Origin of the sequence: Pseudomonas triticicola (assembly GCF_019145375.1) — a bacterium.
GTDB classification, from domain to species: Bacteria; Pseudomonadota; Gammaproteobacteria; order Pseudomonadales; family Pseudomonadaceae; genus Aquipseudomonas; species Aquipseudomonas triticicola.
The window spans coordinates 804,105-826,227 of the sequence record NZ_JAHSTX010000001.1 but is presented as its reverse complement, the minus strand read 5'-3'; the positions used below and the strand labels follow the sequence as shown (position 1 = coordinate 826,227).

At 60.9% G+C, this 22,123-nt stretch carries 20 protein-coding genes; 13 read left to right on the top strand and 7 right to left on the bottom strand.

What is annotated here, in order from left to right:
• Nucleotides 1-7: 7 nt before the first annotated feature.
• Nucleotides 8-1,237 carry an acyl-CoA dehydrogenase gene (locus tag KVG85_RS03790; RefSeq protein WP_016775307.1) on the bottom strand — a complete coding sequence of 410 codons (1,230 nt, stop codon included), beginning with the start codon at nt 1,235-1,237 and terminating at the stop codon, nt 8-10.
• A 171-nt stretch (nt 1,238-1,408) separates the two neighbouring features.
• Here KVG85_RS03790 and KVG85_RS03785 point away from each other — a divergent pair, with 171 nt between their 5' ends.
• The 3 genes from KVG85_RS03785 to KVG85_RS03775 all read left to right on the top strand — a co-directional run bounded on the left by KVG85_RS03785 (nt 1,409) and on the right by KVG85_RS03775 (nt 3,981).
• Complete coding sequence (locus KVG85_RS03785; RefSeq protein WP_125927395.1) at nt 1,409-2,338, top strand: LysR family transcriptional regulator; 930 nt, start codon at nt 1,409-1,411, stop codon at nt 2,336-2,338.
• Nucleotides 2,339-2,537: 199 nt separating this feature from the next.
• On the top strand, nt 2,538-2,936 hold the full coding sequence (locus tag KVG85_RS03780) for a MerR family transcriptional regulator (protein WP_039763349.1): 399 nt from the start codon (nt 2,538-2,540) through the stop codon (nt 2,934-2,936).
• Between the two features lie 145 nt (nt 2,937-3,081).
• Entirely contained in the window at nt 3,082-3,981 is a 900-nt protein-coding gene (locus KVG85_RS03775) for a hydroxymethylglutaryl-CoA lyase (RefSeq protein ID WP_217863015.1), read from the top strand.
• Nucleotides 3,982-4,638: 657 nt separating this feature from the next.
• Here the strand turns inward: KVG85_RS03775 and KVG85_RS03770 are convergent.
• Complete coding sequence (locus KVG85_RS03770) at nt 4,639-6,336, bottom strand: AMP-binding protein (RefSeq protein WP_217863014.1); 1,698 nt, start codon at nt 6,334-6,336, stop codon at nt 4,639-4,641.
• A 300-nt stretch (nt 6,337-6,636) separates the two neighbouring features.
• On the opposite strand from KVG85_RS03770, the gene KVG85_RS03765 reads away from it, so the two are divergent.
• The 4 genes from KVG85_RS03765 to KVG85_RS03750 all read left to right on the top strand — a co-directional run bounded on the left by KVG85_RS03765 (nt 6,637) and on the right by KVG85_RS03750 (nt 12,394).
• Nucleotides 6,637-7,800: an isovaleryl-CoA dehydrogenase gene (locus KVG85_RS03765; protein WP_217863013.1), complete on the top strand. Its 1,164-nt coding sequence runs from the start codon at nt 6,637-6,639 to the stop codon at nt 7,798-7,800.
• 107 nt (nt 7,801-7,907) lie between these two features.
• Nucleotides 7,908-9,512: a carboxyl transferase domain-containing protein gene (locus tag KVG85_RS03760; RefSeq protein ID WP_056788823.1), complete on the top strand. Its 1,605-nt coding sequence runs from the start codon at nt 7,908-7,910 to the stop codon at nt 9,510-9,512.
• Nucleotides 9,513-9,632: 120 nt separating this feature from the next.
• Entirely contained in the window at nt 9,633-10,445 is an 813-nt protein-coding gene (locus tag KVG85_RS03755; protein WP_217863012.1) for a gamma-carboxygeranoyl-CoA hydratase, read from the top strand.
• A complete protein-coding gene (locus KVG85_RS03750; protein ID WP_217863011.1) occupies nt 10,445-12,394 on the top strand; it encodes an acetyl/propionyl/methylcrotonyl-CoA carboxylase subunit alpha in 1,950 nt (649 codons plus the stop codon). Before KVG85_RS03755 ends, KVG85_RS03750 begins: the two co-directional genes overlap by 1 nt.
• Nucleotides 12,395-12,436: 42 nt before the next feature.
• On the opposite strand, the gene KVG85_RS03745 is transcribed toward KVG85_RS03750, so the two are convergent.
• On the bottom strand, nt 12,437-13,096 hold the full coding sequence (locus KVG85_RS03745) for a LexA family protein (protein WP_217863010.1): 660 nt from the start codon (nt 13,094-13,096) through the stop codon (nt 12,437-12,439).
• A 130-nt stretch (nt 13,097-13,226) separates the two neighbouring features.
• Here KVG85_RS03745 and KVG85_RS03740 point away from each other — a divergent pair, with 130 nt between their 5' ends.
• Nucleotides 13,227-13,625: a DUF6124 family protein gene (locus tag KVG85_RS03740; protein ID WP_038862224.1), complete on the top strand. Its 399-nt coding sequence runs from the start codon at nt 13,227-13,229 to the stop codon at nt 13,623-13,625.
• A 104-nt stretch (nt 13,626-13,729) separates the two neighbouring features.
• Here KVG85_RS03740 and KVG85_RS03735 read toward each other — a convergent pair whose 3' ends face one another.
• A complete protein-coding gene (locus tag KVG85_RS03735; RefSeq protein ID WP_217863009.1) occupies nt 13,730-13,948 on the bottom strand; it encodes a hypothetical protein in 219 nt (72 codons plus the stop codon).
• 95 nt (nt 13,949-14,043) lie between these two features.
• Here KVG85_RS03735 and KVG85_RS03730 point away from each other — a divergent pair, with 95 nt between their 5' ends.
• Entirely contained in the window at nt 14,044-15,195 is a 1,152-nt protein-coding gene (locus KVG85_RS03730; RefSeq protein ID WP_217863008.1) for a M14 family metallopeptidase, read from the top strand.
• A gap of 59 nt (nt 15,196-15,254) precedes the next feature.
• On the opposite strand, the gene KVG85_RS03725 is transcribed toward KVG85_RS03730, so the two are convergent.
• Nucleotides 15,255-15,800: a cytochrome b gene (locus tag KVG85_RS03725; RefSeq protein ID WP_122880191.1), complete on the bottom strand. Its 546-nt coding sequence runs from the start codon at nt 15,798-15,800 to the stop codon at nt 15,255-15,257.
• Nucleotides 15,797-16,903 (bottom strand): catalase family peroxidase, encoded by a 1,107-nt coding sequence (locus tag KVG85_RS03720; protein ID WP_217863007.1) that lies wholly within the window; start codon nt 16,901-16,903, stop codon nt 15,797-15,799. The genes KVG85_RS03725 and KVG85_RS03720 overlap by 4 nt, the downstream gene beginning before the upstream one ends.
• Nucleotides 16,904-17,059: 156 nt before the next feature.
• Between KVG85_RS03720 and KVG85_RS03715 the strand changes: the two genes are divergently transcribed.
• The 4 genes from KVG85_RS03715 (at nt 17,060) to KVG85_RS03700 (ending at nt 21,176) form a co-directional block, all read left to right on the top strand.
• On the top strand, nt 17,060-17,566 hold the full coding sequence (locus KVG85_RS03715) for an RNA polymerase sigma factor (protein ID WP_016775320.1): 507 nt from the start codon (nt 17,060-17,062) through the stop codon (nt 17,564-17,566).
• Nucleotides 17,563-18,318 (top strand): anti-sigma factor family protein, encoded by a 756-nt coding sequence (locus tag KVG85_RS03710; RefSeq protein ID WP_217863006.1) that lies wholly within the window; start codon nt 17,563-17,565, stop codon nt 18,316-18,318. Before KVG85_RS03715 ends, KVG85_RS03710 begins: the two co-directional genes overlap by 4 nt.
• 205 nt (nt 18,319-18,523) lie before the next feature.
• Entirely contained in the window at nt 18,524-19,654 is a 1,131-nt protein-coding gene (gene zapE, locus KVG85_RS03705; protein WP_217863005.1) for a cell division protein ZapE, read from the top strand.
• A 208-nt stretch (nt 19,655-19,862) separates the two neighbouring features.
• Nucleotides 19,863-21,176 carry a protein kinase gene (locus KVG85_RS03700; protein ID WP_217863004.1) on the top strand — a complete coding sequence of 438 codons (1,314 nt, stop codon included), beginning with the start codon at nt 19,863-19,865 and terminating at the stop codon, nt 21,174-21,176.
• Nucleotides 21,177-21,278: 102 nt separating this feature from the next.
• Here KVG85_RS03700 and KVG85_RS03695 read toward each other — a convergent pair whose 3' ends face one another.
• Nucleotides 21,279-21,983, bottom strand: coding sequence for a YebC/PmpR family DNA-binding transcriptional regulator (locus KVG85_RS03695; protein WP_073471330.1), 705 nt, complete (start codon nt 21,981-21,983; stop codon nt 21,279-21,281).
• Between the last annotated feature and the right edge of the window lie 140 nt (nt 21,984-22,123).

The following is a 22,123-nucleotide window of genomic DNA, read 5'->3' as shown; positions in this document are numbered from 1 at the left end:
CGCGGTGTTACTGGCCGCTGCGCAGCATCTCCTTCGGCACATACTTGCCGATCTCGAACTTGCCAATCGCCGCGCGGTGCACTTCGTCGGGGCCGTCGGCCAGACGCAGGGTGCGCTGCATGGCATACATATAGGCCAGCGGGAAATCGTTCGACACCCCTGCCCCACCGTGCATCTGGATCGCCCGGTCGATCACCCGCAGGGCCACGTTCGGTGCGACGACTTTGATCTGCGCAATCTCGCTTTTCGCCACTTTGTTGCCGACGGTGTCCATCATGTACGCCGCTTTCAACGTCAGCAGACGCGCCATGTCGATTTCCATCCGCGAGTCGGCGATCTTGTCGATGTTGCCGCCCAGACGGGCCAGCGGTTTGCCGAATGCGGTGCGGCTCACCGAGCGTTTGCACATCAGTTCCAGCGCACGTTCGGCCATGCCGATCGAACGCATGCAGTGGTGAATCCGCCCTGGGCCAAGGCGACCCTGAGCGATTTCGAAGCCGCGTCCTTCACCGAGCAGGACGTTTTCGTACGGCACTCGAACGTTGTCGAACAACACTTCGGCGTGACCGTGCGGTGCATCGTCGTAGCCGAACACCGGCAGCGGCCGGACGATCTTCACCCCGGGGGTATCGACCGGCACGAGGATCATCGAGTGCTGGGCGTGACGCGGCGCGTCGGGGTTGCTCAGGCCCATGAAGATCAGAATCTTGCAGCGCGGATCGCAGGCGCCGGAGGTCCACCACTTCTTACCGTTGATTACCCACTGATCGCCATCGCGCACGGCTCGGGCGGCCATGTTGGTTGCGTCGGAAGATGCCACATCAGGCTCGGTCATGGCGAACGCCGAACGGATTTCGCCGCGCAGCAGCGGCTCGAGCCAGCGCTGTTTCTGTTCTTCATTGGCGTAGCGCACCAACACTTCCATGTTGCCGGTGTCCGGCGCCGAGCAGTTGAACGGCTCCGGCCCCAGCAGGGAACGGCCCATGATTTCCGCCAATGGCGCATATTCGAGGTTGCTCAGGCCGGCGCCCAGCTCGGACTCAGGCAGAAACAAATTCCACAGCCCTTCAGCCTTGGCCTTGGCCTTGAGCTCTTCCATGATCGCGGTCGGCTGCCAGCGATCGCCCTCGGCGACCTGGCGTTCGAACACCGCTTCGGCCGGGTAAACGTAAGTGTCCATGAACGCAGTCACGCGCTCACGCAGTTCCTGAACCTTGGGCGAATAAGCGAAATCCATGGGTAGTTACCTTCTCGGGCAGAGGTTGTTCAAGTCATGCAATCGATGCTAGAACAGCGCTGATCATTTACCTAGCCTATTCTCGGCGTGTATAAACATTCATCACCAATATATGATCCGCTGATCGTCAGCCCCAAAACACTTGCACTTAATAACAAGAGAAGCCGCGTTATGAATCTGAGCAAGGTCGACCTGAACCTTTTCATCGTCTTCGACGCGATCTACACCGAAGCCAACCTGACTCGCGCCGGGCAGATTGTCGGCATCACCCAGCCGGCGGTGTCCAACGCGCTGGCGCGGTTACGCGAAACCTTCAACGACCCGCTCTTCGTGCGTACCGCTCAGGGCATGGTGCCCACGCCGATGGCGCAGAACATCATCGGCCCGGTGCGCAACGCCCTGTCGCTGCTGCGCGTATCGGTGCAGGAAAGTCGCATCTTCAACCCGGCGCAGGCGGTCAAGACCTACCGCATCAGCATGACCGACCTGACGGAAGCAATCATTCTGCCGCCACTGTTCCAGCGCCTGCGCCGCCTCGCGCCAACGGTGATCATCGAAAGCTTTCTGTCCAAGCGCCGGGAAACCACCAAGGAACTCGCGGCCGGGCGTCTGGATTTCGCCGTGGATGCGCCGCTCAACACCGACCCGCAGGTGCGCCACGTCAAGCTGATGGACGACCGTTACGTCTGCGCCATGCGCAAGGGCCACCCACTGGCGGGCAAGGAAAAACTCAGCCTCGATGACTACCTGTCGCTGACTCACATCCATATTTCCAGCCGCCGCAGCGGTCTGGGTTATGTCGATCTGGCGCTGGGCAAAATGGGCATCCAGCGCAAGATCGCCCTGCGCTCGCAGCACTATCTGATGGCTTCGCAAGTGATGCAGCAGACCGACATGGTCATGACCGTGCCGGAACGCTTCGCCCGCCGCCATGATTTGCAGTCGTTCAATTTGCCGGTGAATGATGTGCCGTCGGTGGAAACGCATTTGTACTGGCACGAAAGCACCGACCAGGATCCGGCGAATCGCTGGATGCGCGAGCAGATGATCGAGTTGTGCCAACAGGTGACGGCGCAGGAGAAGAAGCTGGAGAAGGTGTAGGGCTTTTTTACCGCGTTATCGTTCTTCGCGAGCAGGCTCGCTCCCACAATGAATTGCATTTCATCTGAAGGAACGCGGTCGAATGTGGGAGCGAGCCTGCTCGCGAAGAGGCCTGTACAGACACCCCAAAACCATCCCGCTTGACGTAAACGTAAACCACCGATTAGCTTAGCGCCATGCCCCTTTTCCGAGCGCTTTCATGAGCAGTCAGACCTACAGCATTTCCGACCTCGCCCGCGAGCTGGACATCACCACCCGGGCGATCCGCTTTTATGAAGAGCAAGGCCTGCTCAGCCCCGAGCGTCGTGGCCAGGAACGTATCTATTCGCCGCGCGACAAGGTCACCCTGAAACTGATCCTGCGCGGCAAGCGCATCGGTTTTTCCCTGGCCGAATGCCGCGAGCTGATCGAACTCTACGACCCGTCCGGCGGTAACACCAAACAGCTCAACAGCATGCTGGCGAAAATCAGCGAACGTCGCGAACAGCTCGAACAGCAGTTGCTGGATATCGAACAGATGAAGCTCGAGCTGGACACAGCCGAAGAGCGCTGCGTGCAGGCGTTGGAGCAGACGCTCAAGAGCCAGCAGGCGGTCTAGCCAACACTGGCGCCCCTGTGGGAGCGAGCCTGCTCGCGAATGCATTCTGTCATCCAGCATTAACGGTGACTGATCCACCGCTTTCGCGAGCAGGCTCTCTCCCACAGGGTTCTTCGTGAACTCAAAAAACAGGCAGGTCCCACCCATGTCCCTCCCCTCCCAAGTACGCCTGATCGAAGTCGGCCCGCGCGATGGCCTGCAGAACGAAGCCCAGCCGATCAGCGTCGCCGACAAAGTGCAACTGGTCGATGCCCTGAGCGCCGCCGGGCTTGGCTACATCGAAGTCGGCAGTTTCGTTTCGCCCAAGTGGGTGCCGCAGATGGCCGGATCCGCCGAAGTGTTTGCGCAGATCCAGCGCAAACCCGGAGTGACCTACGGCGCACTGGCGCCGAACCTGCGCGGCTTTGAAGACGCGCTCGCCGCCGGGGTCAAGGAAGTCGCGGTGTTCGCTGCGGCCTCCGAGGCGTTCTCGCAGCGCAACATCAATTGCTCGATCAGCGAAAGCCTGGCGCGGTTTGCGCCGATCATGGAGGCGGCGAAACAACACGGCGTTACCGTGCGCGGTTACGTTTCCTGTGTGTTGGGCTGCCCGTATGAAGGCACCGTTGCGCCGGAGCAAGTGTCGATGGTCGCGCGTGAACTGTATGCGATGGGCTGCTATGAAGTGTCGCTGGGCGACACCATCGGCATCGGCACGGCGGGCGCGACCCGGCGCCTGTTCGAGGTGGTTTCGGCGCAGGTGCCACGGGACAGACTCGCCGGGCATTTCCACGACACCTATGGCCAGGCCATGGCCAACATCTACGCCAGCCTGCTCGAAGGCATTGCGGTGTTCGACAGCTCTATCGCCGGCCTCGGCGGCTGCCCGTACGCCAAAGGCGCGAGCGGTAACGTTGCCACCGAAGACGTGGTGTACCTGCTCAACGGCCTGGGCATCGAGACCGGTATCGACCTGGACGCCTTGATTGCCGCGGGCCAGCAGATCAGCGCAGTGCTCGGCCGTCCGAGCGGTTCGCGGGTGGCCAAGGCGCGCAGCGCGCAGTGAGGTGTTACCGCTGCGTCAGCGATGTGGGCAAAAGCGAGTAACACGGAAACAAATTGTCTGGCTTTGCCCGGAGCTGAAAAAACCCTAAAACCCTAACCGACTGATTTATAAAGCTTTTTAAAAGTTGGCACGACACCTGCTATCTCTATCGCATAACAAGAATAAAAAGCCGCAAACCAATAAAAACAAGACGTAACGACTCTGACATAACAAGAACAACACGGCAGAGACGCAGCTAACAGATTTTTTTGGAGAAGGTATGCTTTTCAGGGTGCTCTCAGGAGTGACCCGCAACCGGGCAGAGAACAATAAAACTACCTTCAGGTAGCTCCCGAATCGGTTGGATCGTTAAACGAGAAAGCAGATCAGCGCTCAAAAAAATACGTTTGCTCTTGACCCCGGATGGGGGTCGCCAAAAAGCTGTACAGGGCCACGGTTGCCAAAAACAACAACAGACCGACCCTCAATAATAAAAAGAGCACGCAACGACAAATTAAAGGGGAGCTTCGGCTCCCCTTTGTGCTTTCTGCAATTCGTCTCTCTATCACTGCATCCCTGTGGGAGCGAGCCTGCTCGCGAAAACGGTGTGCCAGACACATTTGCGCTCAATGACACACCGCATTCGCGAGCAGGCTCGCTCCCACAGAAGGTTTTTGATTATCCCTCGATTGTTTTCAGCTCCTCGATACTGATCTCGCGCATCCTGAATTTCTGGATCTTGCCCGTCACCGTCATCGGAAACGCGTCGACGAATTTGAAGTAACGCGGTGTCTTGAAATGGGCGATGCGTTCCTTGCACCACGCTTGCAGCTCCAGCTCCGAGGCGCTGTGGCCGGGGTGGAATTTGATCCAGGCGACGATTTCCTCACCGTAGCGCGAGCACGGAATGCCGACCACCTGCACGTCCGCCACCGCCGGATGAGTGAAGAAAAACTCCTCCAGCTCACGCGGATAAACGTTCTCGCCGCCACGAATGATCATGTCCTTGTTACGCCCGGCGATGTTGACGTAACCCTCCTCGTTCATGCTCGCCAGATCGCCGGTGTGCATCCATCCCGCCTCGTCGATGGCTTCGGCGGTGGCCTGCGGATTGTTCCAGTAACCGAGCATCACGCTGTAACCGCGCGTGCACAATTCGCCGATGGTGCCGCGCGGCACGAGGTGGCCAGCAGAGTCGATGATCTTGCTTTCCAGTTGCGGCTGGGTGCGCCCGACCGTGGTGACGCGCAGCTCCAGCTCATCCGCTGGCCCGGTCTGCAGCGACACCGGGCTGGTTTCGGTCATGCCGTAGGCGATCTGCACTTCGCTCATGTGCATTTCATTGATCACACGGCGCATGACCTCGATCGGACAGGTGGCGCCGGCCATGATTCCGGTGCGCAGGCTCGACAGGTCGAAGCTCTGCCGCTGCGGCTGATCGAGCATGGCGATGAACATGGTCGGCACACCGTATAGCGCCGTGGCTTTTTCTTCGGCCACCGCTTGCAGGGTCAGCGCCGGATCGAAAGCGTCGTTGGGGTAAATCATCGTGCTGCCATGGGTGACGCAACCGAGGTTGCCCATGACCATGCCGAAGCAGTGATACAGCGGCACCGGTATCACTAGACGATCGGCAGCCGTCAGGCCGAGGCTTTCGCCGACCATGTAGCCGTTGTTGAGAATGTTGTAGTGACTGAGGGTCGCGCCCTTGGGGAAACCGGTAGTGCCGGAGGTGTACTGGATGTTCACTGGTTGATCGAAATGCAGACTGGCGCTGCGTTCGCGCAATTGATCGGGCGAGACGCTGGCGGCCAGTTTGCTCAGTTGTGACCACGGCAGAAAACCGGGCGGCGGATTGGCATCGAGGCTGATCACGCCGCGCAACTCCGGCAGGCGTTCGCTACGCAGCTTACCGATGGCGTACTCGGCCAATTCTGGCGCCAGGCTCTGGAGCATTTCATGGTAATTCGAGGTTTTAAACGCTCCGGCACAAACCAGCCACTGGCAGCCGGATTGCTTGAGCACGTACTCGAGTTCGGAGCTGCGGTAGGCGGGATTGATGTTGACCAGGATCACGCCGATCTTCGCCGTGGCGAACTGGGTAATGCACCACTGCGCGCAATTCGGCGCCCAGATGCCGAGGCGATCGCCGGTCTGCACACCCAGTGCGAGCAAGGCTCTGGCCTGCTCATCCACCGCTTCGGCCAGTTGCCGCCAGGAGTAACGCAACTGCTGATGGCGCACCACTAAAGCCTCGCCGTCAGGGTATTGCGCGACAGTCTGATCGAAGCGCTGACCGATGGTCATCGCCAGCAGGGCTTGGTCCTGAGAGCCACGGGTGTAGCTGCGCTGCGGGTTTGCACTGGGTTGATCCATGACGACCCCTATTGTCTTTATTAGTGGGTTTTCCCGGTTTTGAATCCCTGTGGGAGCGAGCCTGCTCGCGAATACGCTGCGTCATTCAGCCTTGAGGGCGACTGATACAGCGCTTTCGCGAGCAGGCTCGCTCCCACCAGAAACAAACCGATATCTGATCCTGAACTGCCCTTACTCTCGCCCAAGTTGACGCTTACGTAAAGCCGATTGACAGCCGAACTGTGGAAGCTTTACGTTAACGTAAAGCTGAACGCCGATTCGTCGTGCGCTCCACCCGATAAAAAAGCCAAAAGGTGCCTCATGAGCTATCCATCCCTGAATTTCGCCCTCGGTGAAACCATCGACATGCTGCGCGATCAGGTGCAGTCCTTCGTCGCCGATCAGATCGCCCCGCGTGCCGCGCAGATCGATCACGACAACCTGTTCCCCGCCGACATGTGGCGCAAATTCGGTGACATGGGCCTGCTCGGGATCACCGTGCCGGAAGAGTACGGCGGCGCGGGTCTGGGTTATCTGGCGCACGTAGTGGCGATGGAAGAAATCAGCCGTGGCTCGGCGTCGGTGGCGTTGTCCTATGGCGCGCACTCCAACCTCTGCGTCAACCAGATCAACCGCAACGGCAATCACCAACAGAAAAGCAAATACCTGCCGAAGCTGATCAGCGGCGAGCACGTCGGCGCCCTGGCGATGAGCGAGCCCAACGCCGGTTCCGACGTGGTCTCGATGAAACTGCGCGCCGACAAACGCGGCGACCGCTTCGTCCTCAACGGCAGCAAAACCTGGATCACCAACGGTCCGGACGCCAACACCTACGTGATCTACGCCAAGACCGACCTGGAAAAAGGCCCGCACGGCATCACCGCGTTCATCGTCGAGCGTGACTGGAAAGGCTTCAGCCGCAGCAACAAGTTCGACAAGCTCGGCATGCGCGGCTCCAACACCTGCGAGCTGTTTTTCGATGACGTCGAAGTACCGGAAGAGAACATTCTCGGCGTGCTCAACGGTGGCGTGAAAGTGCTGATGAGCGGCCTCGATTACGAGCGCGTGGTGCTCTCGGGCGGCCCGACCGGAATCATGCAGTCGTGCATGGACCTGATCGTGCCGTACATCCACGACCGCAAGCAGTTCGGCCAGAGCATCGGCGAATTCCAGCTGATCCAGGGCAAAGTCGCCGACATGTATACCCAGCTCAACGCCAGCCGCGCCTATCTCTACGCGGTGGCCCAGGCCTGCGAGCGCGGCGAAACCACGCGCAAGGACGCGGCCGGGGTGATCCTCTACACCGCCGAACGCGCCACGCAAATGGCCCTCGATGCGATCCAGATTCTCGGCGGCAACGGCTACATCAACGAATTCCCCGCCGGCCGCCTGCTGCGCGACGCCAAGCTCTACGAAATCGGCGCCGGCACCAGCGAGATCCGCCGCATGCTGATCGGCCGCGAACTGTTCAACGAGACGAAATGAATTTCGTCAGCTGCAAGCCGCAAGCTACAAGCTGCAAGAGATCCACGCTCTTGCCCCGACTTGCAGCTTGCCGCTTGTAGCTAGAAGCTGCTTACGGAGTAAGCCCCATGATTCTGCACACTCAGCTCAACCCGCGTTCAGCGGAGTTCGCCGCCAACAGCGCGGCGATGCTCAAACAGGTCGACGCGCTGCACACCCTGCTCGCTCAAGTTGCGCAGGGTGGCGGTGTCAAAGCGCAGGAACGCCACACCTCGCGGGGTAAATTGCTGCCGCGCGAGCGCATCAATCGCTTGCTCGATCCGGGCTCGCCGTTTCTCGAAATCAGCCAACTGGCGGCTCACGCCGTGTATGGCGAAGACGTCCCGGCTGCCGGGGTGATCGCCGGCATCGGCCGCGTCGAAGGCGTGGAGTGCATGATCGTCGCCAACGATGCGACGGTGAAAGGTGGCTCGTATTACCCGCTCACCGTGAAGAAGCACCTGCGTGCGCAGACCATCGCCCAGCAGAATCGCCTGCCGTGCATTTATCTGGTGGATTCCGGTGGTGCCAACCTGCCTCGTCAGGACGAAGTGTTTCCAGACCGCGAGCACTTTGGGCGGATCTTTTTCAATCAGGCCAACATGAGCGCCATGGGCATCCCGCAGATCGCCGTGGTCATGGGCTCGTGCACCGCAGGCGGCGCGTATGTGCCGGCGATGGCGGACGAAGCGATCATGGTGCGCAACCAGGCGACGATTTTTCTCGCCGGCCCGCCGCTGGTGAAAGCTGCGACCGGTGAAGTGGTCAGCGCCGAAGATCTGGGCGGCGCCGATGTGCACTGCAAGACCTCCGGCGTGGCCGACCATTACGCCGAGAACGACGAACACGCCCTCGCCCTCGCCCGCCGCAGCGTCGCCAACCTCAACTGGCGCAAGCTCGGCGAGGTGCAGCAACGCACGCCGATTGCGCCGCTGTACGCCAGCGACGAGTTGTACGGCGTGGTTCCGGCTGACGCCAAGCAGCCATTCGATGTGCGCGAAGTGATCGCGCGGCTGGTCGACGGTTCGGTGTTCGATGAATTCAAAGCGCTGTTCGGCACTACGCTGGTCTGCGGTTTCGCTCACCTGCATGGCTACCCGATCGCGATTCTGGCGAACAACGGCATCCTCTTCGCCGAAGCCGCGCAGAAAGGCGCGCACTTCATCGAACTGGCCTGCCAGCGCGGCATCCCGCTGCTGTTTCTGCAGAACATCACCGGTTTCATGGTCGGCCAGAAATACGAGGCCGGCGGCATCGCCAAGCACGGCGCGAAACTGGTGACCGCGGTGGCCTGCGCCAAAGTGCCGAAATTCACCGTGATCATCGGCGGCAGCTTTGGTGCCGGCAACTACGGCATGTGCGGGCGCGCTTACGATCCGCGTTTCTTGTGGATGTGGCCGAACGCGCGGATCGGCGTGATGGGCGCCGAACAGGCAGCCGGTGTGCTGGTGCAGGTCAAGCGCGAACAGGCCGAACGCAGCGGTCAGGCGTTCAGCGCCGAGCAGGAGACCGAGATCAAGCAGCCGATTCTCGATCAGTACGAAGAACAGGGTCACCCCTACTACTCCAGCGCGCGGCTGTGGGACGACGGCGTCATCGACCCGGCGCAGACCCGCGACGTACTGGCCCTGGCCTTGTCCGCGTCGCTGAACGCGCCAATCGAACCGAGCCGCTTCGGCGTGTTCCGGATGTGATGTTTTTTTGTGGGAGCGAGCCTGCTCGCGAATGCGCTTTGTCAGGCGGCGGATAGATCGACTGATACCCCGCTTTCGCGAGCAGACTCGCTCCCACAAGAACCGTGGAGACGGATGAATATGAGCGACTTCAATACCCTCGAACTGCAAAACGACCCACGCGGTTTCGCGACGCTGTGGCTCAATCGCGCGGAGAAAAACAACGCATTCAACGCCGAGATGATCCGCGAACTGATCCTCGCCCTCGACAAGGTCGCCAGCGATTCGAGCCTGCGCTTCCTGCTGCTGCGCGGGCGCGGCAGGCATTTCAGTGCCGGTGCCGACCTGGCGTGGATGCAGCAATCAGCGGAACTCGATTACCACACCAACCTCGACGACGCGCGCGAGCTGGCCGAGCTGATGTACAACCTCGCCAAGCTGAAAATCCCCACTCTGGCTGTGGTTCAGGGCGCGGCGTTCGGTGGCGCGCTGGGCTTGATCAGTTGCTGTGACATGGCGATCGGCGCCGATGACGCGCAGTTCTGCCTGTCGGAAGTGCGCATCGGCCTGGCACCGGCCGTGATCAGCCCGTTCGTGGTGCAGGCGATCGGTGAGCGGGCGGCGCGGCGTTATGCGCTGACGGCCGAGCGCTTCGGCGGGCAGCGGGCGCGGGAGATCGGCTTGTTATCCGAAAGCTATCCGGCCGTTGAACTGGAGCAACAGGTCGAACAGTGGATCGACAACCTTTTGCTCAACAGCCCCGCCGCCATGCGCGCCAGCAAGGACTTGCTGCGCGAAGTCGGCAACGGCGCGCTGACCCCGGCCCTGCGCCGCTACACCGAAAATGCCATCGCGCGGATTCGCGTCAGCCCTGAAGGCCAGGAAGGCTTGCGTGCCTTCCTGCAAAAACGCCCACCGAACTGGCAAGCCGCATCCACCAAGGAGTCGCGTTGATGAGCGCACCTGTGATTACTACCCTGCTGGTGGCCAACCGCGGCGAAATCGCCTGCCGCGTGATGCGCACCGCCAAGGCTCTGGGCCTGACCACCGTCGCCGTGCACAGCGCCACTGACCGCGATGCGCGGCACAGCCGTGAAGCCGATATTCGTGTTGATCTGGGCGGCAGCAAGGCTGCCGAGAGTTATCTGCAAATCGATAAATTGATCGCCGCCGCCAAGGCCAGCGGTGCCCAGGCGATTCATCCCGGCTACGGTTTTCTCTCGGAAAACGCTGGATTCGCCCGCGCCATCGAAGCCGCCGGACTGATCTTCCTCGGCCCGCCCGCCTCGGCCATCGATGCGATGGGCAGCAAATCCGCCGCCAAGGCGCTGATGGAAAAGGCCGGCGTGCCACTGGTGCCGGGCTACCACGGCGAAGCGCAGGACCTCGACACCTTCCGCGAAGCCTGCGAGCGCATCGGTTATCCGGTGCTGCTCAAGGCCACTGCGGGTGGTGGCGGCAAAGGCATGAAAGTTGTCGAAGATGTCAGCCAACTTTCTGAAGCCCTCGCCTCGGCGCAGCGCGAAGCGCAATCGTCATTTGGCGACTCGCGGATGTTGGTGGAAAAGTATTTGCTCAAGCCGCGTCATGTGGAGATTCAGGTGTTCGCCGATCAGCACGGCAACTGCCTGTACCTCAACGAGCGCGACTGCTCGATTCAGCGTCGGCACCAGAAAGTCGTCGAAGAAGCCCCGGCGCCGGGTCTGACGCCCGAGTTGCGCCGGGCAATGGGCGAAGCGGCTGTGCGTTCGGCGCAGGCGATCGGTTATGTCGGCGCCGGCACCGTGGAGTTTTTGCTGGATGCGCGCGGCGAGTTTTTCTTCATGGAGATGAACACGCGGCTGCAAGTCGAGCACCCGGTGACCGAAGCAATCACCGGGCTGGATCTGGTCGCCTGGCAGATTCGCGTCGCTCGTGGGGAAACGCTGCCGATCACTCAGGCGCAGGTGCCACTCAATGGTCACGCGATCGAAGTGCGTTTGTATGCCGAAGATCCGGCGAATGATTTCCTGCCGGCCACCGGGCGTCTGGACTTGTACCGCGAATCGGCACAGGGCGCGGGGCGGCGGGTGGACAGCGGGGTCGAGGAAGGTGACGCGATATCGCCCTTCTACGACCCGATGCTCGGCAAGCTGATTGCCTGGGGTGAAGATCGCGAACAGGCGCGCTTGCGTCTGTTGAGCATGCTCGACGAGTTTGCGATTGGCGGGCTGAAGACCAACATCAATTTCCTGCGCCGGATCATCGCGCATCCGGCGTTTGCGGCGGCAGAGCTGGATACCGGGTTTATTCCGCGCTATCAGGAGCAATTGCTGCCAGCGCCGGGCGCGTTGAGCGATGAGTTCTGGCAAGCGGCGGCGCAAGCGTTTGCGCAGAGTTTGCCGAAGCGTGCGCGGGCGGATGATGCCGCCTCTCCCTGGTCTTGCAGCAGTGGTTTGCGCGCAGGCTTGCCGGCGGAAATCACCTTGCATCTGAGTTGCGAGGGACAGGATCGCGCGTTGACCTTGAGAACTGCGGCCCATGCAAAACTGCAGGGCGAAGCGCTGACCGTCGAGCATGACGGCGTGCGCCGCACATTACGGGCGATTCGTCAGGGTGGCGCGTTGTATCTGCAATGGGACGGCGAGTTGCGGCGCATCGAAGCGTTCGATCCGATCAGTGCCGTCGAAGCCAGCCACAGCCATCAGGGCGGTCTGACCGCGCCAATGAACGGCAGCATCGTGCGCGTGCTGGTCGAAACGGGACAGTCGGTTGAGGCCGGGGCGCAACTGGTGGTGCTTGAAGCCATGAAGATGGAACACAGCATCCGCGCGCCGCACGCCGGTGTGATCAAAGCGCTGTATTGCCAGGAAGGCGATATGGTCAGCGAAGGCAGCGCTCTGGTTGAACTGGAAGACGGATGAAATAAAAGGATCGATCCTGGCCTTGCGCGAGGATCGATCCGTTCAGTAACGCGCCGTTGCCTGAACCACCACGCCGATGATCCGGCATTCATCGGTGAGCAGGGTTTTCGGCCAGGTCGGGTTGAGCGGCACCAGGTAGCGCTGGCCGGCCTGTTCGTCGAGTTTGCGGAAAATCGCTTCTTCGCTGTCCGGCCACTGGGCGATCACCAGTTTGCCAGGCACTGCCTCCAACTCTGGGTCAACCAGAATCAGCATGCCCTCGGCAATGCTCTGGCCGCTCGGCGCGGTCATCGAATCCCCCGTCACCGTCAGCCAGAACGCCGCACCGCCGCGAGCGTGGTAATCCGTCAGTTCGAAGCGCTGCTTCGCTGATGCTCCGGGATAGCTCGCCGCCGCGTCACGCACCTCACATGGCGCTCGCCAGTCGTAAACCGGGTAACGGAAGTACGGGTTGTACTTCTGTGCCAGCGGCATTTCGTCTTCCGGCGTCGACTGCGGTTCGCGGATCACCAGAACGACTTCCAGGAAGTCCATTCCCAGCGCCTTGAGCACGCGGTTCATTTCGGTGACACCGGGTTCGCGACGCTTGTTCAGCCAATGACCGATCCCGCCCTGGGACATGCCGACGCGCTCTCCGAGCTCTGTTTGAGTGACTTTGAGTTCACTCATCTTGGCCTTGACCAACTCAATCCATTTATCCATGTGCCGCACCTTACGCGGACGTCTTCGACCGGCAAAACACATATTGTAGTATTTAAATTCTCGTCACAAATACAGGCGGTACTATCCTAAGGAAACGGACTTTCAATCGAACATGGAGTGACGTTTCATGATGAACATCAGCAGCAAAGACCTGCCCGATCTGCAAATCGACACCAGCTTCACCTCCCCTCAAGGCAATGCCGCCGCACAGCGCGCGCTGGATTACTACTTGAAACCGGCTGTTTCAGAACCCGAGACGGACGAACGTTTTTTCAATGTCAAAGGCCATCTCAGCGGCGAGGAAGCGCTGGTGCATGCCTCGGATCTGTTGCGATGTGCAGCCGCCACCGCGTTCAAGGCCGCAGAAAACCTGCAAGGCACCAGTCGCGATCTGGCCTTTTCGGTGGTGCACATGGTGGATATGGCGCGGGCGATGGTCGACCATTCGATCGATAACGACGAAGTCACGGCGGACAAGGTACGGGCGGACAGGAAAGAATTTTCCCATCGCGCAGATAAAAACATTTGACTTGCAAATGATAATGATTATTATTGCAAGCAGCTGGTCGCGAGATCAGTCGATGGACCAGAGACCTTAGGTCGGTCTTCTGGACTATCTCCTCATCAGGCTAATCACGGTTTTTGACCCGGCTTTTTGCCGGGTCTTTTTTTGCCCGTTTTTCGGGCTTGTGTCTTCAGGCTAATGAAGTCTTGGGGTGCTGCAAATTCGATGGCGCGGATAATATCAAAAGAATATTGATTGGCAAGCCGAGCCCGGCCACATTGGGCAAAACTAATGGCAATCAGCACTTGAGAATCAATCGCATAGCCTCTAAGCTGCTGGCGCGTCACGGAAGACGCCCCCCGCTACGCCCGCAATTCCCCTCGGTTTCAGCCCTGCCTGCGTGTAAAGTACCGGTCATAAAAATCCTGCTCTGGAAGCGATTATGACCGTGGCCAAATCTTCGTTCGACATCAGCGCCAATTTCGACAGCGGCAATATCCAAGTCATCGACATCAGCAACCCGCTCAATCCGGTTCTGGCCATCCGCCCGGACACCCGCAGCGCTCATTTTCAGTGGTTCCACTTCAAGGCCAGCGGCCTGCATGTGCATCAGGAACACTGGTTTCGTCTGGTCAACGCCAGCCAGTCCTCCTATAACAAGGCCTGGACCGGCTATCAGGCAGTCGCTTCCTACGACCACGTCAACTGGTTCCGCATCCCCACCAGCTTCGAAGGCGACAGCCTGCGCTTTTGCCTCGAAGCCGAACAGACCCACGCCTGGTTCGCCTACTTCGAGCCCTACAGCCGCGGCCGCCACGACTGGTTGATCGAACAGGCGCTGAGCAAGGCTGGCACCGAATTGCTGGCGACCGGTAAAAGTGTCGAGGGCCGGGACATTCAGCTGCTGCGCAAAGGCACCGGTGCCGAAGGCCAGCGCAAGATCTGGATCATTGCCCAGCAGCATCCGGGCGAGCACATGGCGGAATGGTTCATGGAAGGTGTGATCGAGCGTCTGGAGCGCCAGGATGATCCGGTATTGAACAAACTGTTGGCCATCGCCGATCTGTATCTGGTGCCGAACATGAACCCGGACGGCGCCTTCCACGGCCATCTGCGCACCAATGCCATGGGTCAGGACTTGAACCGGGCCTGGCAGAACGCCAGCCAGGACATCAGTCCGGAAGTGCTTTTCGTCCAGCAGCAGATGGAAAAATATGGCGTCGATGCGTTTATCGACGTGCACGGCGACGAGGAAATCCCCCACGTCTTTACCGCCGGCTGTGAAGGCAATCCTGGCTTTACACCGCGCATCGAAAAGCTTGAAGAGCATTTCCGCAGCCATCTGAAGCACACCACCAAAGACTTCCAGACCACCTACGGCTACACCCGCGACGAACCGGGACAGGCCAACATGACCCTGGCCTGCAACAGCGTCGGGCAGAAATACGATTGCCTGTCGCTGACCCTGGAGATGCCGTTCAAGGACCACGACGACCACCCGGACAAGATCACCGGCTGGTCGGGCAAACGTTCGAAGCAATTGGGCAAGGATGTGTTGACCACCCTCGCCGACATGGTCGACACCCTGCGCTGATTCCCTCCTCTGTAACGACAAAAGATCGCAGCCGGCCTGCGATCTTTTGCTTTAAGCGGTCAGCCGCGATCGCGCCCGCGCAACATGCTGTCGAGCACTTCGTCACGACGTACCCAGCCATGAAACAGCGCCGCCGCCAGGTGCAGCAGCACCGTCAGAAACAGCAGATACGCCAGATAGCCATGGGACTTGCGCAGCACCGCAAACAGTTGCGCGTCAGCCGGCACAATCGACGGCAGATGCAGCGACGCCGTGAGCATCACCGGCTCGCCCGAGGCACTGATCATCGCCCAGCCGAGCAGCGGCAACACCAGCATCAACGCATACAACAAGACGTGGGAAGCCTTGGCTGCCAACACCTGCCAGCCCGGCAGATCATCCGGCAGCGGCGGTTGGCGGGTGGTGAAGCGCACCAGCAGGCGCACGATCACCAGCGCCAGAATCGCGATGCCCAGCGGCTTGTGCAAATGAATCAGCCATTCATGGCGAGACGACACCGAAGTGACCATGCCCGCGCCGATAAACAGCATGGCGATGATCATCAGCGCCATCAGCCAGTGCAGCAGGCGCGCCAGCAAAACGAAATGCGTCGGTTGCTTGTTCATGGACGAGCCTCCTGTTTGGCGGCGGGCAACTGGCTGACTTCGCTGGTGCGACGCAGGTAGGAATCGGCGTAGCCGGCAGAACGCGCGGCCAGCAGTGGATCTGCCGAGCCTTGAATCCCGGCCGGCAGCACCAGCGGGTCGTAGTTGATGTCGCGGCATTCACCGCTGAGCTGCGGCTGGGTTTTCTCCAGCACCAAAGTCCCGGCGTTCAGCACTTTGCGATTTGCGGGCCAGGTCTTGCTGGCATCGTTGACCGGGTCGTCGGCGTTGGCCAGGGTGATGTTCAACTGGAAGCGCAAGGGTGCGGCGGCCAGACGTTGCACCAAGTCCTTCTCGAGAAAGTCTGCGCCTTCAGGGGCCGTGGCACCTGCCGCGTCCTGCGCCAACGGGGTCATGCTCCAGCGCACGGCCTGCTTTTTACCGTTGCCATCGACCAGATAGAACGCATTGATGCTGTTATAGGTTTCGGTGGCGTAGCTGGCCGAAGGCTTGGCGGTCTTCACCCACGTCAAGAACGGCACGGCTTCCGGGTGTGCAGCGAAGAACGCCGGCACCTTCGTCGGGTCGGGTTTGCCAGTGGCTGGATCCGGCGACTGCGCCTGCTGCAATTGGTAGAACGCTTCAGGCGTGCCCACCGGAAACACCGGCATGCTGTTCATGCCGGTGCGCCATTGCTGACCGTTCGCCTGGGTGAAGCGCAGCGCCAGGCTGCGGATCGGTACGGCGCTGTCCGGCGCATAGGGATTGCCCGCCGGCAAGGCGAAACGCCCCACCACCGGCGTCTGCGGCAGATTGAACACTTGCGCGGTGGAAAACGCGCGCGCCTCGGCGCTGCTTTCGAAATGGCCGATCACGCACACGCCCTTGGCGTGATTGCGGCGGAAACCGGGATGCACGCCGTTGTTCTTTTCCAGCACATCGACCAACGCTTTTGGCGTCAATCGTTGTGGGTCAAGGTTGCCATGCACGTAGGCAAACGCCCCGGCCACGGCGGCGACAATCACGGCAATGCCGCCCAGGCGAAAGACCAGGCTCGCGGCGCTCAGTGGCTGGCGCGGCGGCCTGCCGGGCGGTGCAGCGTTGGGGGACGAGCGATCAACCATGAATATCTCCAGGCCATCGGCCACAAGTGGAAAGAGTCAGCAAGACGCACCCCATCCGGGTTTATTCCACGGCGCGGTATTTATTTTTGCGCACGGGGAATAACCTGCGCTGACGGGCGTCTTCCTAGTCCACAGCGTAGCGACCAGCAGAAATTCATGAGCGAATTCGACGAACAGTTGAGAGAAATCATTCCCAGATTGCGCCGCTTCGCCGTGTCGTTGACGCGCAACAGCAGCAGCGCTGACGATCTGGTCCAGGCCAGCCTCGAGCGGGCGCTGTCGGCCTGGGGCGAGAAACGCGCCGAGGGCGACTTGCGCGCCTGGCTGTTCGCAATTCTCTATCGGCAATTTCTCGATGCGCACCGTCGCTCGCGGCGCTATGCACGGATGCTGGAATTTTTCACCGGCCGTGACGACGCCGAACCCTCAGTGGAACGCACGGTAATCGCCCAGTCGACCCTGCAAGCCTTCGAACGCCTGCCCACCGAACAGCGCGCTTTGCTGCTGATGGTCTCGGTGGAAGGCCTGTCCTATAAAGAGGTCGCCGAGATCCTCGGCGCCCCGATCGGCACCGTGATGTCGCGCCTGTCCCGCGCCCGCCAGGCCTTGCGCCAACTCAGCGACGGCGAAATCAGCAGCCCTTCCTTGCGGATACTCAAATGATCAGCCTGCCTCCCAGCGAACGTGATTTGCACGCCTACGTCGACCACCAGCTCTGCGACGCCGATCGGCGCGTGCTCGAGACCTGGCTGGCCAGCCACCCCGAAGAAGCGGCGCAGGTGCGCGCCTGGCAACGCGATGCCCAACAGTTGCGCGCAGCGCTGAGTGGCGCGTTGCAGCAACCGGCCAATCCGGCGCTCGACCCGATGATGATTCGCCAGCGCCGCCGCCAGCAGTCTCGTCGGCATCTGGCCAGCGCGGCGGTGTTGCTGATCGCCGTCAGCGTCGGCGGTTTCAGTGGCTGGCAGGCGCGGGAAATGACCCTGGCGCGCCCTGCGCAATTGCCGATGACTGACGCGTTGCAAGCCTATCGCCTGATCGCCCAGCAAGGCGTACTGCCCGCCGATTACAAGGTCGACAGCGACGGCGACATGCAGCGTTGGCTCGACCGCTACTTCAGCGGTGCCGGGCGCTTGCCGGACTTGAAAGCTGCCGGATTCGAGCCGGTCAGCGGGCGCTTGCTCAGCACCGATGAAGGCGCGGCGGCGATGGTGATGTATGAGGATGGCAGCGGCCACAAGGTCAGTTTCTACCTGCGTCCACCGGGGCCGAAAAACACCCTGCTGCCGCGTGGCTCGCGCAGCGATGGCGATCTGCAGGCCGATTACTGGTCAGGGCCGGGCTACAACTATGCGGTGGTCAGGCCGACCGACTCGCCGGCAGCGCAGTTGCTCAAGCAATCGCCACCGTTCTGAAATCCGCCTCTGGTAGGAGCTGGCGAGTGCAACGAGGCTGCGATCTGTTCGCGGCAACCCAGGATCAAAAGTCGCAGCCTCGTTGCACTCGTCAGCTCCTACAGGGGAATCATGCATATTTCATGGAGCCTATGTCCGAGGTCTGGTTAAACTTTAGCGCCGAGCTCCGGTGGAGTCGGCCCAATCAACCAGGAGCCTGACCCGCGTGCCCGCCCGAACGCCGAAACGATCACGAATGAGCCAACGCTGGCCGTTGCTGCGCCGCCTGTTCGGCAAAGGCCTGCCCGCCGGCGCCGGGCACGACGCTCATGCCGCGACCATCCGCGATTATTTCCGTGACAAGGCCAAAAGCCAGGGCTACACCCTCAGCCGCAGTCAGCAGCAAGTCATCGACTGCATGGCGCAGCAAGCCAGCGTGCTGCTCGGCGACAGCGGCCACACCCCGCCGAGTCTGTATCTGTACGGCGCCGTCGGGCGCGGCAAGAGCTGGTTGCTCGACGGATTTTTCCAGGCACTGCCCATCACGCGCAAACGCCGCCTGCATTTCCATCAGTTCTTCGCTCGGTTGCACGACGGCATGTTCCGTCATCGCCAGGAGGAAGACGCGCTGGAAATCACCTTGGATGAGTTGCTGGAAGATTGCCAGGTGCTGTGTTTCGACGAGTTTCACGTGCATGACATCGGCGACGCGATGCTGATCACGCGGCTGTTCAAGGCCCTGTTCAAACGGCAGATCATGCTGCTGGTGACCTCCAACTATGCACCCGAGGGCCTGCTGCCCAATCCGCTGTATCACGCGCGCTTCAAACCGGTGATCGAGCTGATCAACACGCGCATGCAAGTGATGGAAGTCGGCGGCGCCCACGACTACCGCGCACTCAACCGCCAACACACGCATCAAGTGTTTACCCAAGGACATTACGTTTGGCCGGCGACGGCAGCTCAACGTCAGACTCTGGACCTGCCACCAGCCGACGCGCCTGCCCTGGCCCTCGAGGTTGGCAAGCGCCAGCTTCAGGCCCGTTTTTGCCAAGGCCGGCGAGTCGCGTTCACCTTCAACGATCTGTGTGAACAGCCAACGGCAGTGATGGATTATCTGCAACTGTGCCAGCGTTTCGACCAGTGGATCATCGATGACCTGCCGCAGCTCGGCGAATGTCCGATCGCCGTGCAACAGCGCTTCATCAATCTGATCGACGTGCTCTACGATCAGGACAAACACCTGACCCTGCTCGGCCAGTTGCCGCTGGGCCAGAGCCTTGAAGGTCACGCCATCGACCTGGCGCGCACGCGCAGCCGGTTGGGGCAGTTGCAGGAAATCCACGAACCCAACTGACACCCTACCCTGTGAGAGCGAGCCTGCTCGCGAAAGCGGTATGTCAGTCAGAATTCATTTACTGATACACCGCTTTCGCGAGCAGCCTCGCTCCCACAAGGTCCCGGGCCAACTTCAATACCAGATAAACCAGAGATTGCTTTACCGCTATCATGTCGCCCATTCCAGCGCCCCCGCGTCGCTCCACCGATCAATAGCGAAATCAAACATGCACACCCTTGCTCAACTGCGCGCCGGCGAGCTGTCGGGCATCACCCGCCTCGACCTGTCCTGCGGGCTGACCGAATTCCCCAACGAAATTTTCCAACTGGCCGACACGCTGGAAGTGCTCAACCTCAGCGGCAACGCGCTGAGCAGCCTGCCCGCTGACCTGCATCGCCTGACCCGCCTGCGCGTGCTGTTCTGCTCCGACAACCATTTCACCGAACTGCCGGCGTGCCTCGGCCAGTGCACCGCGCTGACCATGGTCGGCTTCAAGGCCAACCGCATCGTCAATGTGCCCGGTGCCGCCCTGCCGCCGCAGCTGCGCTGGCTGATCCTCACCGATAACCGCATCGAAAGCCTGCCCAGCGAACTCGGTGAACGCCCCGCTCTGCGGAAGCTCATGCTCGCCGGCAATCGCCTGCAATCGCTGCCAGACTCCCTGCGCCACTGCCATCGGCTGGAATTGCTCCGCATCGCTGCCAACCAACTCAGCGAACTGCCGCAGTGGTTGCTGACCTTGCCGAGCCTGACCTGGCTGGCCTACGCCGGCAATCCGCTGGAGACCGAAGCCGATGCCGCTGCCCTTGAGGCCACGCCGCTGATCGACTGGTCGGTGCTGCGCCTTGAACAGCAATTGGGCGAAGGCGCTTCCGGGGTGATTTCCCGGGCGGTCTGGCAGCGTGACGATGGCACGGCGCAAGCGGTTGCGGTGAAGCTGTACAAAGGCGAGATGACCAGCGACGGCTCGCCGTTGCATGAGATGAACGCCTGCATCACCGCCGGCCTGCACCCGAACCTGATCCGCGTCGAAGGGCGCATCTGCGGCCATCCCGATCAACAGCAGGGGCTGGTGATGCAATTGATTGATCCGAGCTTCGGCAATCTCGCCGGTTTGCCCAGCCTGGACTCCTGCTCGCGGGATGTTTATGCCGAAGATCGCCGGTTCTCCGCCGACGTTGCCCTGCGCATCGCCAAAGGCATCGCCTCAGCAGCGCAGCACCTGCACCGCAAAGGCATCACCCACGGCGATCTGTATGGCCACAACATTCTGTTGAACGATCGTGGCGATTGTCTGCTGGGGGATTTCGGCGCGGCGTCGTTTCATGCCACCGGCGATGATGTGCAGACGCGCGCATTGCAGCGCCTGGAAGTCCGTGCGTTCGGTGTGTTGTTGGGGGAATTGCTGGAGCGTGTCGACTCAGGATTGAGTACGGAGCGGCGCGCGCAAATGCAGGCGCTGGAGCGACGTTGCTGTCAGGCCGATGTGCTGGGGCGGCCGGGGTTCAGTGAAGTGATCGAGGTGCTGGAGAACCTGTGACCGCTGCACGGTCAATCGCCAGCAGGCTCACTCCCACAGTTGAAATACATTCCAGTGTGGGAGCGAGCCTGCTCGCGAAGAGATCATTACTGGCGCGACAGATCAGCCAGCCAGACCAACAAACATGTCCTGCACGTCATCATGGTTGTCGAGGCCTTCGAGGAACGCTTCGACTTCAGCCATCTGCTCGTCGCTCAGGCCGCTGACCGGGTTCTTCGGCTGGTAGCCGAGCTTGGCCGAGAGCACGGTGAAGCCTTGTTCCGGCAGGGCTTTCTGCACGGCGTCGAGGTCGGTCGGGTCGGTGAGGAACAGCGTCGCGCCCTCTTCACCCGGCTCGAAATCCTGGGCACCGGCTTCGATCGCAGCCATTTCCGGATCGGCATCCGGGCTGTCCGGCGAGGCTTCGATCATGCCGACGTGGTTGAACATCCACGCCACCGAACCGGAAGCGCCCAACTGGCCCTTGCGGAATGCCACGCGGATTTCCGCAACGGTGCGGTTGATGTTGTCGGTGACGCATTCAACGATCAGCGGCACCTGATGCGGCGCGAAGCCTTCGTAGGTCACGCGATGGTATTGCACGGTTTCACCCAGCAGACCGGCGCCTTTCTTGATCGCGCGATCGAGGGTTTCTTTTGGCATCGAGGCTTTCTTCGCCTGTTCGACCACCAGACGCAGGTGTGCGTTGGTGGCGGTATCGGCACCGTTGCGTGCAGCAATGGTGATTTCCTTCACCAGTTTGCCGAAGATCTTCCCTTTGGCGTTGGCTGCCGCTTCTTTGTGTTTAACCTTCCACTGTGCGCCCATTACTCACTCTCTTGATCTGTGGCGCCGAGACATCTATTGGCCGACGCGTGGCGGCAAGTTTATACGGCCTAAAGTCGGCAATCGACCAAAAAAACAGCCGACGGAATCGACATCTTCACCAAAGCATGTAGGGGGATTCT

Excerpts from the sequence above, each read along its gene's own strand:
- KVG85_RS03790 (WP_016775307.1), bottom strand. The coding sequence starts at position 1,237 with ATGGATTTCGCTTATTCGCCCAAGGTTCAGGAACTGCGTGAGCGCGTG.
- KVG85_RS03785 (WP_125927395.1), top strand. The coding sequence starts at position 1,409 with ATGAATCTGAGCAAGGTCGACCTGAACCTTTTCATCGTCTTCGACGCG.
- KVG85_RS03780 (WP_039763349.1), top strand. The coding sequence starts at position 2,538 with ATGAGCAGTCAGACCTACAGCATTTCCGACCTCGCCCGCGAGCTGGAC.
- KVG85_RS03775 (WP_217863015.1), top strand. The coding sequence starts at position 3,082 with ATGTCCCTCCCCTCCCAAGTACGCCTGATCGAAGTCGGCCCGCGCGAT.
- KVG85_RS03770 (WP_217863014.1), bottom strand. The coding sequence starts at position 6,336 with ATGGATCAACCCAGTGCAAACCCGCAGCGCAGCTACACCCGTGGCTCT.
- KVG85_RS03765 (WP_217863013.1), top strand. The coding sequence starts at position 6,637 with ATGAGCTATCCATCCCTGAATTTCGCCCTCGGTGAAACCATCGACATG.
- KVG85_RS03760 (WP_056788823.1), top strand. The coding sequence starts at position 7,908 with ATGATTCTGCACACTCAGCTCAACCCGCGTTCAGCGGAGTTCGCCGCC.
- KVG85_RS03755 (WP_217863012.1), top strand. The coding sequence starts at position 9,633 with ATGAGCGACTTCAATACCCTCGAACTGCAAAACGACCCACGCGGTTTC.
- KVG85_RS03750 (WP_217863011.1), top strand. The coding sequence starts at position 10,445 with ATGAGCGCACCTGTGATTACTACCCTGCTGGTGGCCAACCGCGGCGAA.
- KVG85_RS03745 (WP_217863010.1), bottom strand. The coding sequence starts at position 13,096 with ATGGATAAATGGATTGAGTTGGTCAAGGCCAAGATGAGTGAACTCAAA.
- KVG85_RS03740 (WP_038862224.1), top strand. The coding sequence starts at position 13,227 with ATGAACATCAGCAGCAAAGACCTGCCCGATCTGCAAATCGACACCAGC.
- KVG85_RS03730 (WP_217863008.1), top strand. The coding sequence starts at position 14,044 with ATGACCGTGGCCAAATCTTCGTTCGACATCAGCGCCAATTTCGACAGC.
- KVG85_RS03725 (WP_122880191.1), bottom strand. The coding sequence starts at position 15,800 with ATGAACAAGCAACCGACGCATTTCGTTTTGCTGGCGCGCCTGCTGCAC.
- KVG85_RS03720 (WP_217863007.1), bottom strand. The coding sequence starts at position 16,903 with ATGGTTGATCGCTCGTCCCCCAACGCTGCACCGCCCGGCAGGCCGCCG.
- KVG85_RS03715 (WP_016775320.1), top strand. The coding sequence starts at position 17,060 with ATGAGCGAATTCGACGAACAGTTGAGAGAAATCATTCCCAGATTGCGC.
- KVG85_RS03710 (WP_217863006.1), top strand. The coding sequence starts at position 17,563 with ATGATCAGCCTGCCTCCCAGCGAACGTGATTTGCACGCCTACGTCGAC.
- KVG85_RS03700 (WP_217863004.1), top strand. The coding sequence starts at position 19,863 with ATGCACACCCTTGCTCAACTGCGCGCCGGCGAGCTGTCGGGCATCACC.
- KVG85_RS03695 (WP_073471330.1), bottom strand. The coding sequence starts at position 21,983 with ATGGGCGCACAGTGGAAGGTTAAACACAAAGAAGCGGCAGCCAACGCC.